At 40.2% G+C, this 13987-nt stretch carries 12 protein-coding genes; all 12 read left to right on the top strand.

Annotated elements, in window-relative coordinates; all coding sequences use genetic code 11:
• Nucleotide 1: 1 nt before the first annotated feature.
• Nucleotides 2-268, top strand: coding sequence for a hypothetical protein (locus tag ACERCG_RS09230; RefSeq protein WP_373611749.1), 267 nt, complete (start codon nt 2-4; stop codon nt 266-268).
• Nucleotides 269-460: 192 nt separating this feature from the next.
• Complete coding sequence (gene mraZ, locus ACERCG_RS09225; protein WP_373611748.1) at nt 461-919, top strand: division/cell wall cluster transcriptional repressor MraZ; 459 nt, start codon at nt 461-463, stop codon at nt 917-919.
• Nucleotides 920-934: 15 nt separating this feature from the next.
• Nucleotides 935-1873 (top strand): 16S rRNA (cytosine(1402)-N(4))-methyltransferase RsmH, encoded by a 939-nt coding sequence (rsmH, locus tag ACERCG_RS09220; protein ID WP_373611747.1) that lies wholly within the window; start codon nt 935-937, stop codon nt 1871-1873.
• Between the two features lie 23 nt (nt 1874-1896).
• Complete coding sequence (gene ftsL, locus ACERCG_RS09215; RefSeq protein WP_373611746.1) at nt 1897-2208, top strand: cell division protein FtsL; 312 nt, start codon at nt 1897-1899, stop codon at nt 2206-2208.
• 3 nt (nt 2209-2211) lie between these two features.
• On the top strand, nt 2212-4266 hold the full coding sequence (locus ACERCG_RS09210; RefSeq protein ID WP_373611744.1) for a penicillin-binding transpeptidase domain-containing protein: 2055 nt from the start codon (nt 2212-2214) through the stop codon (nt 4264-4266).
• A gap of 8 nt (nt 4267-4274) precedes the next feature.
• Nucleotides 4275-5747: a UDP-N-acetylmuramoyl-L-alanyl-D-glutamate--2,6-diaminopimelate ligase gene (gene murE, locus ACERCG_RS09205; protein WP_373611743.1), complete on the top strand. Its 1473-nt coding sequence runs from the start codon at nt 4275-4277 to the stop codon at nt 5745-5747.
• A gap of 82 nt (nt 5748-5829) precedes the next feature.
• On the top strand, nt 5830-7224 hold the full coding sequence (gene murF, locus ACERCG_RS09200; protein WP_373611742.1) for a UDP-N-acetylmuramoyl-tripeptide--D-alanyl-D-alanine ligase: 1395 nt from the start codon (nt 5830-5832) through the stop codon (nt 7222-7224).
• A gap of 25 nt (nt 7225-7249) precedes the next feature.
• Nucleotides 7250-8332, top strand: coding sequence for a phospho-N-acetylmuramoyl-pentapeptide-transferase (gene mraY, locus ACERCG_RS09195; RefSeq protein ID WP_373611741.1), 1083 nt, complete (start codon nt 7250-7252; stop codon nt 8330-8332).
• Between the two features lie 343 nt (nt 8333-8675).
• Nucleotides 8676-9977, top strand: a complete 1302-nt coding sequence (gene murD, locus ACERCG_RS09190; protein WP_373611739.1) for a UDP-N-acetylmuramoyl-L-alanine--D-glutamate ligase — start codon at nt 8676-8678, stop codon at nt 9975-9977.
• Nucleotides 9977-11155: a putative lipid II flippase FtsW gene (ftsW, locus tag ACERCG_RS09185; RefSeq protein ID WP_373611738.1), complete on the top strand. Its 1179-nt coding sequence runs from the start codon at nt 9977-9979 to the stop codon at nt 11153-11155. The genes murD and ftsW overlap by 1 nt, the downstream gene beginning before the upstream one ends.
• A 117-nt stretch (nt 11156-11272) precedes the next feature.
• Entirely contained in the window at nt 11273-12328 is a 1056-nt protein-coding gene (gene murG / locus ACERCG_RS09180) for an undecaprenyldiphospho-muramoylpentapeptide beta-N-acetylglucosaminyltransferase (RefSeq protein ID WP_373611737.1), read from the top strand.
• A gap of 84 nt (nt 12329-12412) precedes the next feature.
• Nucleotides 12413-13840, top strand: coding sequence for a UDP-N-acetylmuramate--L-alanine ligase (gene murC / locus ACERCG_RS09175; protein ID WP_373611735.1), 1428 nt, complete (start codon nt 12413-12415; stop codon nt 13838-13840).
• Nucleotides 13841-13987: the final 147 nt, after the last annotated feature.

Genomic DNA, 13987 nt, shown 5'->3' with positions numbered 1-13987 from the left:
AATGGATTATAAAAAACAGATTCTATTGAGTATTTTATTTGCATTCATTATCGCAATTATTAGCTATTTTGTTTTTACCTACATTCCTTTTGATTGTAGCGATCTCACAAAATTAAATGATTACCAACGTTTAGAATGTAGAACCGCAGAAGTACTGGGGATCTATTATTGGCTGCCTTATACTGCCACCCTATTCTTCTGCTCAATCATCTTCTATTGGGTTATTTATGGCATTATCACTGTTGTGAAATCAACATTAACACGCTAACAAGCGGTATAATTTCATCAAATATTTGCAGACCTATCTTTCTTAGATAGGTCTTTTGTTTTGTAAATAAATAAAACTCCTTGATAGATGTATCACTAATAGATAAAATCCTCCAGTTAAGTGGGAAAAAGTGGTATTTTGTGGATCTTTTTCTTAAATTTTACATTATTTAACTAGGGCGAAGAATCAAAAATGTTTCGTGGTGCAAGTTCAATCAGCATTGATAGTAAAGGGCGGATCGCAATTCCGACCCGTTACCGTGCTGAGCTTTTAGAAAAACATCACGGTATTTTGGTTTGCACCGTAGATATTCGCCAGCCTTGTTTGTTACTTTATCCTTTGCACGAATGGGAAGTTGTTGAACAGAAATTACTGGCATTATCTAATTTTGACCCGGTTCAACGCCGTATTCAGCGTGTAATGCAAGGCTTTGCCACCGAATGTGAAATGGATTCGGCAGGTCGTATTTTACTTAGCCCGACACTTCGCCAACACGCTCAGTTAGAGCAGCAAATTATGCTCGTTGGTCAATTAAATAAATTCGAAATCTGGCAAGACAAACAATGGCAAGCCCAAATTGCTGAAGATCTTGCGTTTGGCGGTTCAGCAGAAATGTTGGATTGTGATGCCTTAAAAAATCTCTCGCTATAGTAATTGGAAAGAAAGATGAGCGAAACACCAAAACATATTACAGTATTATTGCACGAAGCCGTTGATGGCTTAGCAATTAAGCCTAACGGTATCTATATTGATGGTACTTTTGGGCGTGGTGGGCATTCTCGTTTAATTTTATCTAAACTTGGCGAAAATGGGCGTTTAATTGCAACAGATCGTGATCTTCGAGCCATTGCAGAAGCTCAAACCATTGATGACCCTCGTTTTCAGATTGAACACACTGCTTTTTCAGCTATTCCTGAAATTTGTGAAAAACTGGGATTAGTCGGCAAAATTGACGGTATTCTGCTCGACTTAGGCGTTTCATCGCCGCAGCTTGATGAAGCAGTGCGTGGTTTTAGCTTTATGCGTGATGGACCTCTTGATATGCGTATGGATACCACCAAAGGCTTATCTGCTGCCGAGTGGCTGGCTCAAGTGTCTGTAGAAGATTTAGCTTGGGTACTCAAAGAGTTTGGCGAAGAACGCTTTGCAAAGCGCGTTGCACAAGCGATCGTTTCTTACAATAAATCTGCAAGCGAGAAAATTTCTCGCACCCTACAACTCGCTCAAATTATTAGCGATGCTGTGCCGTTTAAAGATAAGCATAAACACCCAGCTACTCGCTCTTTCCAAGCTATCCGCATTTTTATCAATAGCGAATTAGACGAACTCGAAAAAGCCCTCAACTCTGCATTAACGGTATTAGCTCCAGAGGGGCGTTTGTCGATTATCAGCTTCCATTCTCTTGAAGATAGAATGGTCAAACAGTTTATGCGTAAACATAGTAAAGGTATGGACGTACCTCGAGGTTTACCAATCTTAGAAGCTGAATTGAATAAAAATATTCCGCTTAAAACTATTGGAAAAGCGATTATGCCAAGCGAAGCAGAAATTGAAGCTAATGCTCGCTCACGCAGTGCTGTATTACGCATTGCTGAAAAACGTTAAAAGTACCAAATATAGGAATGAAAATGTCTAACGAACGCTATCCGTTACATCAAATTATTATTGACGATATTTTTAGCCATAATAAAGTAGCGATTTTACTGCTCATTGGTGTGGTTATTTCCGCAGTTGCAACAATTTGGGTAACGCACCAAACCCGTTTATCCGTCAGCGAACAAGGGCAGCTAATTTCTGCTAATCAGAAGTTGGAAAGCCAATATACCAATTTATTATTAGAAGAAAATAGCCGTAGTGGCAGAGCAAGAGTTGATGCCGCAGCTCAATCTTTCGGCTTGCAGCCAATTAAAAAAGAACAAGAAATAATTTTAGTTGAATAGAAAATGGTCAAATCAGTCAAAGTAAAACCTAAACAAAAAGCCCCAATTGCAGAGCCGCCTAAATCAGAAAGTAAAAAATTACCAAGTTTTTTACCGAAACGCTTTTGGGTAGTGACACTATTAATGGGAGTAATGGTGGTAGGGCTGTTGGCTCAAGCTGCTTATATTCAAATTATTGATTCTGAACGATTAATTAAAGAAGCAAATAATCGCTCGCTTCGTACTAAAGAATTACAATTTACTCGAGGAAGAATTTTAGACCGAAACGGACGTTTTCTGTCAATTAGTGTGCCGATGTATTCTTTAACGCTTGATCCTAGAGAATATTTTGACACCAAGCTAAGACGCTCCAATGAAAGCTGGCGAGCTTTAGCGATGGAAATGGAAGCTTCAAAAAGCAAAATTGAAGCCAGTGTGAATAAATTTATTGAGAAGAAAAATGTTTCAAAAGAAAAAGTAGATTTTGATCCTCGCTCTATTTTAAATACTAAAAGTGAAGGCTATTGGACGCAACTGGCACAGGTTACAGGCTTGGATTACAACACTTTAATAGAGAAAGTGAGAAATAATCCCAGCTCTGTTTTTCTTCGTTTAGATAATGAGCATAGGGAATTAGAACATCAAAAGTTTCAAGCATTAAGTAAAGAAATTGGACGCTCCTACAATAATGTGATGGATGAGCTTTACAGTAAGTATCGCCAACGTTTTGTTTACTTATCTCGCCATCAATCGGAAGCGATTAGTGAGTATGCGAAAGAGCTTGATATTGATGCGTTAATGATTAAAGTCGAATCCCGCCGTTTTTATCCATTGTCAGAAGAGGCTTCTCAACTTATTGGCTTTACTGACAAAGATGATATGAATGGTTCAGAAGGTTTAGAGCGTAGCTTTAACTCTTTACTCGTCGGTAAAAATGGTAAGCAAGTTATTCGTAAAGATGCTAAAGGCAATATTGTTGAAAATATTCGCTCAGAAAAGCAATATGATCCGCAAGATGTGATGCTCAGTATTGATGAAGAATTGCAATCTATGGTGTACCGAGAAATTAAGAAAGCCGTGCAGGAAAATAATGCTGAATCCGGTACAGCAGTATTAGTTGATGTGCAAACCGGCGAAGTATTGGCGATGGCAAATGCCCCGTCATTCAATCCAAACAAACGTGATAGCTTTAAGCCGGAACTTATGCGTAACCGTGCGATTACCGATACTTTTGAACCGGGTTCAACCGTAAAACCTTTTACAGTATTAACTGCCTTACATAATAAAGTGACTTATAAAGACGAAGTGATCGGCACAAGACCTATTGTGGTAAACGGACATACGATTAAAGATGTTGCGCCAAGAGATAGCCTAACGCTAACAGGGATTTTACAGAAATCAAGTAACATTGGGGTAAGTAAGTTAGCACTCAGAATGCCTGCGAATGCGTTAGTGGATACTTACACCAAAGTTGGTTTTGGTAAAGATACAGGATTAGGCTTGGGCGAACAACGAGGCACAAACGGAGACCGTAAACGCTGGGCAGATATTGAGCGGGCAACCCTTTCTTACGGCTACGGCTTGAATGTTACGCCACTTCAACTAGCTCGTGCTTATGCTACTTTAGGCAGTTTTGGGATTTATCGCCCACTGTCTATTACCAAAGTTGATCCGCCTGTAATTGGCGAACGTGTTCTGCCTGAAAAAACCACCCGTGATGTCGTGCAAATGATGGAAAGCGTTGCAGCTAAAGGTGAAGGTGGACATCGTGCAGCGGTTGATGGCTACCGTGTTGCTATCAAAACTGGTACAGCCCGTAAGCTGGAAAAAGGCAAATATGTGGAGAAATATATCGCTTATACTGCAGGTATCGCCCCAGCAAGCGATCCACGTTTTGCTTTGGTAGTACTCATTAATGAACCAAAAGGCGATAATTACTACGGTGGTTTTGTATCAGCACCACTATTCTCTCGGATTATGGGCTATACGCTCAAACAGCGTAATATTAAGCCGGATAACCTAACGGAAGCCACCCAAAGCGCCGTGCGTGAAATTAAATTAGAACGTAGTATCAATTAAGGTGAGCTATGAAACGTTTACTTCCTTTCATTACACAACTCAATGCGTGGGTTGAAGAACTCATCGAGCTAAAGCAAATGACTTTAGATAGCCGCCAAGTGCAACAAGGTGACTTATTTGTTGCACTTAAAGGTCATCAAGTTGATGGTAGAAAATTTATTGCAAATGCGATTGAGAAAGGGGCGAAAATTGTTTTAGCGGAAGCAGATAATGAGCATGGTGAAATCGCAAAATGTAACGAAAATTCAACCGCTTGTTGCATAGTTATTTATGTTCCACAGCTACCAAAAGTACTATCTGCCATTGCCGGAGCTTTCTACGATAATCCATCACAGAAATTAGTATTAGCAGGGATTACCGGCACAAATGGAAAGACGACCACCGCTCAACTGCTGGCTCAATGGCATAATTTATTGGGTGGAAAATCGGCAGTAATGGGAACAATCGGCAATGGTTTATACGGTAAGGTACAAGAAGCTGTAAACACAACAGGTTCAGCCATTGAAATTCAACGTAACCTTGCTGATTTTGTAGAACTTGGAGCAGATTTCTGTGCGATGGAAGTGAGTTCTCACGGTTTAGCACAATTTAGAGCTGAAGCCTTAGAGTTTGATTTGGCGATGTTTACCAACTTAAGCCGAGATCATCTCGATTACCACAATACAATAGAAGAATACGCAGAGGCGAAATTTCGTTTGTTCAGTGAGCTTAAAACAAAAGCTCAAGTGATTAATGCTGATGATGAAATCGGGGCTGAAAGGCTTAGTAAATTACCTAATGCGGTTGCGGTAAGTGTCAATCCAAATTTCAGCACGAACCAACAATTTGTAAAAGCGACTGCGGTAAAATTTACCCTACAAGGTGCAACCATTGAATTTGAATCCAGCTGGGGAAATGGCGAATTACACAGCCGCTTAATTGGGGCTTTCAACGTAAGCAATATTTTAACGGCTTTTGCGGGACTGCTTGCCTTAGGTGTTGATATTCAAGCACTCATCAAAACAGCCCCGCAATTAGTTGGTGTGGCTGGCAGAATGGAATGTATCACAAGCCCAAATAAGCCAATGGTGATTGTAGATTATGCTCACACACCTGATGCTCTAGAAAAAGCAATCCAAGCTGCTCGCCTACATTGCGAAGGCGAACTTTGGTGCATTTTCGGCTGCGGTGGCGACCGTGATGCAGGCAAACGCCCACTAATGGCAGCGATTGCGGAACAATTAGCCGATAAAGTGATTGCAACGGACGATAACCCAAGAACGGAAGATAACCAAAAAATTATGGCGGATATTGTGAAAGGTTTTAGCAAACCACAACAAATTATCCACAACCGTGAAGAGGCAATTAAAGCTGCCATTGAGCAAGCAAAAGCTAGTGATGTGATTTTAATTGCAGGAAAAGGACACGAAGATTATCAGATTATTGGGATGGAGAAGTTGCATTTTTCGGATCAGGAAACGGCAAGGAAATATCTTGTTTAATTGTCACTTTTCTTTGGCGAAGCAAAGAAAGTGACAAATACAAAATGCTCGTAATTAATTTTATAAAGAAAAAGATAAATCAATGATAAAACTAACCACCCAACAAATTGCTGAAATCCTAAATGCCAAATTGATCGGCAATGGCGAAACTGTGGTAGAAACCACCAGTACCGACACCCGACAAGCGGTTGAAAATGGCTTATTTTTTGCATTAAAAGGCGAAAACTTTGATGCTCATCACTATCTTGAGAATGCCGTTGCTCAAGGCTGTGTGGCAGTCGTAGTTGAGCGTGAATGTGAAATTAACGTGCCACAAATTGTGGTAGCAGATACTCGTCTTGCTTTAGGTAAATTAGCGAAGTGGTTAAAAGCAAAGCTGAATCCGAAAACGGTGGCGATGACAGGTTCTTCAGGTAAAACAACCGTCAAAGAGATGACAGCAAAAATTCTGCAAAAAATGACCGCTTGTGAAGAGGAGGTTTTATACACTTTTGGCAATTTAAACAATGACTTAGGTGTACCGATGACCTTGCTTCGCTTAACCGAACAGCATAAATACGCTGTCATTGAGCTGGGAGCTAATCATATTGGTGAAATTGCTTATACCACCGAGATTGCTAAACCTGACGCTTGTTTAGTCAATAATGTCGCAGCCGCTCACTTAGAGGGTTTTGGCTCACTCGAAGGTGTAGCACAGGCAAAAGGCGAAATTTATCGTGGCTTAAAAGAAGGTGGAAAAGCGATTGTCAATTTAGCATTCTACTATCCGCAATGGCAGAAAGAGATTGGCTCAAACGAAATCCAATCTTTCTCTTATGTTGGCTCAGACTCAGATTCTTACGCTGATTACTGGGCTGATGATGTGGAATTACTGCTAAATGGATCACGTTTTACTCTCCACACACCACAAGGTGAAATAAAGATCGAATTGCCTTATTTAGGTAGCCATAATATAAGTAATGCGTTAGCGGCAACCTCCCTTGCAATGTCTGTGGGAGCAAGTTTAGAGGCAATTAAAGCAGGGCTTGAACAACGTTCAATGGTAAAAGGACGTTTGTATCCTGTACAAATTAATGAATACTGCTTGTTTATTGATGATACTTACAATGCCAATGTGGATTCGATGAGATCTGCTATTTCAGTACTGGAAAACTACCCTGCTTACCGAATTTTTGTGGTAGGTGATATGGCAGAATTAGGCGAAGAAAGTGGCAAATGCCACCAAGACGTAGCCGATTTTGCTCAACAAGCGAAGCTGGATTTGATTTTAAGTTTTGGCAAAGAGAGTGCGGTTATCAGCCAAAATCCACAACATCATTTTACCGATAAACAACAAATGGTTGAATTTTTAATGCCGATTATTTTGCAAAAAATCGAAGAAAAACAACCGCTTGTATTATTAGCAAAAGGCTCTCGCAGCCAAAAAATGGAAACTGTGATTTCCGAGCTTTGTAAACAATTTAATATCCATTTTTAATTTTATTATTTTTAAGGACTAAACAATGTTAGTTTGGCTTGCAGAAATATTAGTGCAATATAACACAGCGTTTAACGTTGTTTCTTATATCACTTTCCGTGCCATTATGGCGTTATTAACCGCAATGGGGATCGGGCTTTGGATCGGCCCAAAGGTAATTCGCCATTTACAGATCTTAAAATTTGGTCAAGAAGTACGTAATGATGGCCCTGAAAGCCATTTCAAAAAACGTGGTACGCCAACAATGGGTGGCATAATGATCCTAATTGCAATTGGTGTAAGTACGTTACTTTGGGCTGATCTGCGTAACTCTTATGTTTGGTTTACCTTATTTGTATTATTTGGTTATGGTGTGATTGGCTTTGTTGATGATTATCGTAAAATTTCCCGCAAAAATACCGATGGTTTAATTGCCCGTTGGAAATATTTTTGGTTATCTGCCATCGCATTAGTGGCAGTAGTGGGTATGTATGCAGTAGGTAAAGATACGGCAGCAACTCAATTAGTTGTGCCGTTTTTTAAAGATGTAATGCCACAATTAGGTCTCTTTTATATCATCTTAGCGTATTTTGTGATTGTTGGTACAAGTAACGCGGTAAACTTAACTGACGGTTTAGACGGCTTAGCGATTATGCCAATTATTCTAGTCGCCTCTGCGTTTGCATTAATTGCGTGGGCAACAGGTAACTTCAATTTCGCACAATATCTGCATATTCCATTTATTCCAAATGCCTCGGAATTAGTAATTTTATGTACGGCAATTGTTGGAGCTGGCTTAGGCTTCCTATGGTATAACACTTATCCCGCTCAAGTATTTATGGGCGATGTAGGCTCACTTTCATTAGGCGGAGCATTAGGCATTATCGCCGTATTAGTTCGCCAGGAATTACTATTAGTTGTGATGGGCGGTGTGTTTGTGATTGAAGCCCTTTCGGTTATTTTACAGGTTGGTTCTTATAAGCTACGACAAAAACGAATTTTCCGAATGGCGCCGATTCACCACCACTTTGAATTAAAAGGTTGGCCTGAACCACGAGTGATTGTCCGTTTCTGGATTATTACGCTAATGTTAGTATTAATAGGATTAGTAACATTGAAACTGCGTTAATTCAAATAATAAATAAGGTGCATTTTATAAATGTGCCTTATGCTATTTAAATAACAAGATAAATTGACTCAGAAAGATGGCTATTTCCCTTCTGAGTTGCCCGAACGACTTGAAATTTTTAGAAAAATAATCCCGAGCGAGAGCGAAGCGAACATCAGGGTTATTTTTCGTTAAGAAAATTTCAACAAAGTGAGGAATAGCAACGAAGTAGGGTTGTCTTTCTTTTGGTTACTTTTCTTTATTCGCTACGCTCACACTTCGTGCCGTTGGCATAGCCAACGTTCAAAACATAAATGCTTTGTGGCAAAGCAAAGAAAAGTAACATAGATTGAGAGAAGAAAATATGCAAAACCCATATCAAGATAAAATCGTAACAGTCATCGGATTAGGTAAAACAGGACTGTCTTGTGCTGATTTCTTAGTAAAAAGAAATGCTAAAGTTCAAGTTATTGACACTCGAGCAAACCCTGCAGGTGCAGATCAATTAGATAAAAACATTCCGTTACACACAGGTGGTTTAAATAGTGAATGGTTGCTTAACTCTGATTTAATTGTGATTAGCCCGGGTTTAGCGGTTGCAACACCTGAAATCCAACAAGCTATTCAAGCGGGTGTTGAAGTGGTGGGAGATGTGGAACTATTTTGTCGTGAAGCAAAAGCCCCGATTATTGCAATTACTGGCTCAAACGGAAAAAGCACGGTAACCACCTTAACTACTGAAATGGTAAAACAAGCAGGTTTGAAAGTCGGAATGGGCGGCAACATTGGTGTGCCTGTTTTAAGTTTATTAGACGAAGATTATGATCTTTTTGTGTTAGAGCTTTCCAGTTTCCAGCTTGAAACCACTCATTCACTGAAAGCAAAAGCAGCTACTATTTTAAACATTAGCGAAGATCATATGGATCGCTACGACTCGATTGCCGATTACCGTAATGCCAAATTGCGTATTTATGATAATGCGGAAAACATCATCGTAAACGGTGAAGATGCTCAAACCTATCCTGAACAAGCGGTCAAAAATTTAATTCGTTTTGCAGAGCAGAATGCAGAATACACAATGCGTAATGGTGTGCTTTATGCAGGTGATACTGCCATTATTAATACTAACCAAATGTTAATTAGTGGTCGCCATAATGAGATGAACGCACTTGCAGCAATGGCATTGGCAGAGGCGGCGAATGTTCCACGTGAGGGTATAGTCAAAGCACTACAAACTTATGGTGGATTGCCTCACCGTTTCCAAGCAGTTGCAACAAATGATGGCGTGCGTTGGGTTAATGATTCCAAAGCAACCAACGTGGGGAGCACAGTCGCTGCATTAAATGGACTAAGCGTAGCCGGTACGCTTTATTTATTACTCGGTGGCGATGGCAAAGCAGCCGATTTTTCTGAACTCAAGCCGTTAATTAATAAGCCAAATATTGTTTGTTACTGTTTCGGGCAAGATGGCAAGGAATTAGCAAAGTTAAGCGACCAAAGTGTGTTAGTCGAAACAATGCAAGAAGCGGTTGCAGCTATTCACCCACAGCTTAAAAAAGGCGATATGGTTTTACTTTCTCCTGCTTGTGCGAGCTTAGATCAGTTTAAAAATTTTGAACAACGTGGCGATGTATTTGTTTCGTTGGCACAAGGACAAGATGCATAATGTTAGAAAAATTTAAAACAGAATGGTATAAATGGGTCAAACTAACTCCTTCTAATTCGCTTTATGACAGAACCCTAATTTGGTTGTTTTTAGGGTTACTCGTAATCGGATTTGTGATGGTTACGTCCGCTTCTATTCCTGTGAGCACAAGGCTTAATGACGATCCATTCTATTTTGCTATTCGTGATGGTTTATATATCATTGCCTCCATTATTTTTTGCTATATTTTTGTACAAATTCCTGTCGAAAAATGGGAAAAATATAATGTAGCGTTGTTTTTTATCGCCATCAGTTTTTTGATTGCCGTATTGATTTTCGGGCGTTCGATTAATGGTGCGGTGCGTTGGATTCCGTTGGGTATCCTTAACTTTCAGCCTGCGGAATTAGCGAAATTAGCGGTAATTTGTTATTTTGCCAGTTTTTATGTGCGTAAATATGATGAAATCCGTAAAGAGAAAGCTAGCTTCTGGCGACCAGCGGTTATCTTATTTGTGTTCGGTTTTCTCTTAATTTTACAGCCCGATTTGGGAAGTACCTTTGTGTTATTCGTTCTCACTTTCTCAATGCTTTTCATTGTGGGAGCGAAAATTATGCAATTTATGTTTTTAGGCGTGGTAGGAACAGTATTATTTGCGGTGCTGATTTTAACCTCAGAGTATCGTCTAAAGCGTGTTACTTCCTTTATGGATCCGTTTGCTGATGCGTATGGAGACGGCTTCCAGCTCTCTAATTCTCAAATGGCATTCGGACAAGGCGAATTTTGGGGACAAGGCTTAGGAAATTCAGTACAAAAATTAGAATATTTACCTGAAGCTCATACCGATTTTGTGATGGCAGTTGTTGGAGAAGAATTTGGTTTCTTCGGTGTTATTTGCATTGTGTTGTTATTAGTATTACTTACAATGAGAGCATTAAAAATCAGTAAAGAGTCTTTAATTTTAGAAGAACGTTTTAAAGGCTATATGGCATTTGGTATTGCGATTTGGATCTTCTTACAAGGTTTTGTAAATTTAGGTGTAGCATCAGGGTTACTACCAACTAAAGGTTTAACCTTCCCCTTAGTGAGCTATGGTGGTTCAAGTTTAGTGATTATGTCGATTGCGATTGCGGTATTACTCCGAATAGACCACGAAAATAGAGCGGAACGAATTGGGCACGCTAAAATTAAAACAGTGTAGTAAAGGCTGTGTTGGTTCAAAAATTGTAAATAAATACAAAATTTTAACCGCTTGTATTTCCTTAAATAGAGATAAATCAAGTAAAATAACGAGTTTTTCTATCAAAAAGAGTTAAAGATGGCTAAAAAATTATTAGTGATGGCAGGTGGAACGGGAGGACATGTTTTTCCTGCAATAGCTGTAGCACGAGAGCTACAAAAACAAGGTTGGCAAATTCGCTGGCTCGGCACGAAAGATAGAATGGAAGCCACTCTTGTGCCAAAACACGGCATAGACATTGATTTTATTGAAATTTCTGGCTTGCGTGGTAAAGGTCTAGGGGCATTGCTAAAAGCTCCTTTTGCGATTTTTAAAGCGGTAATGCAGGCTCGTAAAATCATTAAAAATTATCAGCCTGATGCGGTGCTAGGAATGGGAGGTTATGTTTCTGGGCCGGGTGGTATTGCAGCAAAATTATGTGGTGTGCCAGTCATTTTACACGAGCAAAATGCGGTAGCTGGTTTAACGAATGTATGGCTTTCAAAAATTGCTCGTAAGGTGCTGCAAGCGTTTCCTACTGCATTTAAAGATGCAGAAGTAGTGGGCAACCCTGTGCGTGAAGATTTATCTGTTTTGCCTTTGCCAAACGAACGCTTTAATGAGCGTGGTTATCCTATTAATATTTTAGTGATGGGCGGTAGTCAAGGGGCAAGAGTGATTAACCAAACTGTGCCGGAAGTGGCAAAAATGTTGGGTAATAATGTGTTTATCAGCCATCAGGTTGGAAAAGGCAATTTAGTAGGTATTGAAGAAGTTTACCAACAAACAGGTAATGGTATCGCTTCAGAGTTTATTGATGATATGAAAGCGGCTTACGAATGGGCAGATTTAGTCATTTGCCGTTCAGGGGCTTTAACCGTTTGCGAAATTGCTGCTGTTGGTTTACCTGCTATTTTTGTGCCGTTCCAACATAAAGATAGGCAACAATTTTTAAATGCGAATTACTTGGCGGAATCTGGAGCAGCCGTGATTATTGAGCAGAAAGATTTCAACTCTCAATCATTGTTAAATGCTTTACAGCTATTGGTTGCTGATCGCCAAAAATTACTTGATATGGCAATGCGAGCGAGAGCCAAAGCGACACCAACTGCAGCACAGCGTGTGGCGGAAGTGATTATTCAAGAAGCAAATTAGTTGGATTACAAGCGGTCAAATTTTTGCGTTTTTTTGCAAAAGATTCAAAAAATTTGACCGCTTGCAGAGCATATAGGATTAAAGATGAAAAATTTCCAAGATAAAGTTAAAAAGTTAGTGCCGGAAATGCGTCGTGTTAGCCAAATCCATTTCATTGGGATTGGCGGTGCAGGCATGAGTGGTATTGCAGAAGTATTACTAAACGAAGGTTACCAAATTTCAGGCTCAGATATTGCAGATGGTGCTGTAACACAACGCTTATCGTCAGCAGGGGCGAAAGTGTTCATCGGGCATCAAGCCGAAAATATTTCAGGTGCAAGCGTAGTAGTTGTTTCAACGGCAATTGATGAAACTAACCCAGAAATTATTGCGGCTCGTGAAGCAAGAACCCCTGTGATTCGTCGTGCAGAAATGTTAGCGGAAATTATGCGTTTTAGACACGGCATTGCAATTGCGGGTACACACGGTAAAACAACCACAACAGCAATGATTTCAATGATCTATACAGAGGCAAAATTAGATCCAACCTTTGTAAATGGTGGTTTAGTGAAATCAACAGGCAAAAATGCTCATTTAGGTGCAAGCCGTTATTTAATTGCAGAAGCTGATGAGAGTGATGCTTCTTTCTTACACTTGCAGCCAATGGTGTCTGTGGTAACGAATATTGAGCCAGATCATATGGACACTTACGGTGGCGATTTTGAAAAAATGAAAGATACTTATGTGCGTTTTCTGCGTAACTTACCCTTCTACGGTTTAGCTGTGATGTGTGCAGATGATGAAACTGTAATGGAAATTGCCCCTCGCGTTGGTCGCCAAGTGATTACTTATGGTTTTAGTGAAAAAGCGGATTATCGTATTGAAGATTATCAACAAACAGGTTTTCAGGGGCATTACACCGTTGTTTGCCCAACGGGGGAGCGTATTGATGTATTGCTCAATGTGCCGGGTACTCATAATGCATTAAATGCAACGGCGGCACTGGCTGTTGCTAAAGAGGAAGGGATTGAAAACGAAGCCATTCTAGCCGCTCTTGCGGATTTCCAAGGGGCGGGTCGCCGTTTCGATCAGCTTGGTTCATTTATTCGCCCGAACGGTAAAATTATGTTAGTTGATGATTATGGTCATCACCCAACAGAAGTTGATGTAACCATTCAAGCGGCTCGTCAAGGCTGGGAAGGAAAACGTGTCGTGATGGTATTCCAACCTCACCGTTATTCTCGTACTCGTGATTTATTCGATGAGTTTGTGCAAGTGCTTTCTAAAGTTGATGCGTTGATTTTATTAGATGTGTATGCGGCTGGTGAATCACCGATTGTTGGGGCAGACAGTAAAGCTCTAGCCCGTTCAATCCGTAATTTGGGCAAAGTTGATCCGATTTTAGTATCAGATACCGAGCAGCTCGGCGAAGTATTGGATCAAATTATCCAAGATGGTGATTTAATCTTGGCACAGGGTGCAGGTAGTGTAAGTCGTATCTCTCGTGGTTTAGCTGAGAACTGGAAAGCATAATGTAATGTAGCAACTGTATCTCCCCAACATTTTTGGCAAGATACAAATTCGTTAATTAAACCGCGTGAGCATTCCACTGTGAGCCATCACGGACGATGGCATTAATCACGGTTAAAAGCTTACGCATACAGGCGTTTACCGCCACTT

The sequence above is a fragment of the Mannheimia sp. E30BD genome (assembly GCF_041807785.1).
Lineage (GTDB): Bacteria > Pseudomonadota > Gammaproteobacteria > Enterobacterales > Pasteurellaceae > Mannheimia.
This window is presented reverse-complemented; position numbering and strand designations above follow the sequence as displayed.

Bases quoted from the DNA above. Each gene is read 5' to 3' on its own strand.
- rsmH (WP_373611747.1), top strand. From the start codon at position 935: ATGAGCGAAACACCAAAACATATTACAGTATTATTGCACGAAGCCGTT.
- ftsW (WP_373611738.1), top strand. From the start codon at position 9,977: ATGTTAGAAAAATTTAAAACAGAATGGTATAAATGGGTCAAACTAACT.
- murE (WP_373611743.1), top strand. From the start codon at position 4,275: ATGAAACGTTTACTTCCTTTCATTACACAACTCAATGCGTGGGTTGAA.
- ACERCG_RS09210 (WP_373611744.1), top strand. From the start codon at position 2,212: ATGGTCAAATCAGTCAAAGTAAAACCTAAACAAAAAGCCCCAATTGCA.
- murC (WP_373611735.1), top strand. From the start codon at position 12,413: ATGAAAAATTTCCAAGATAAAGTTAAAAAGTTAGTGCCGGAAATGCGT.
- ACERCG_RS09230 (WP_373611749.1), top strand. From the start codon at position 2: ATGGATTATAAAAAACAGATTCTATTGAGTATTTTATTTGCATTCATT.
- murF (WP_373611742.1), top strand. From the start codon at position 5,830: ATGATAAAACTAACCACCCAACAAATTGCTGAAATCCTAAATGCCAAA.
- mraY (WP_373611741.1), top strand. From the start codon at position 7,250: ATGTTAGTTTGGCTTGCAGAAATATTAGTGCAATATAACACAGCGTTT.
- murD (WP_373611739.1), top strand. From the start codon at position 8,676: ATGCAAAACCCATATCAAGATAAAATCGTAACAGTCATCGGATTAGGT.
- mraZ (WP_373611748.1), top strand. From the start codon at position 461: ATGTTTCGTGGTGCAAGTTCAATCAGCATTGATAGTAAAGGGCGGATC.
- ftsL (WP_373611746.1), top strand. From the start codon at position 1,897: ATGTCTAACGAACGCTATCCGTTACATCAAATTATTATTGACGATATT.
- murG (WP_373611737.1), top strand. From the start codon at position 11,273: ATGGCTAAAAAATTATTAGTGATGGCAGGTGGAACGGGAGGACATGTT.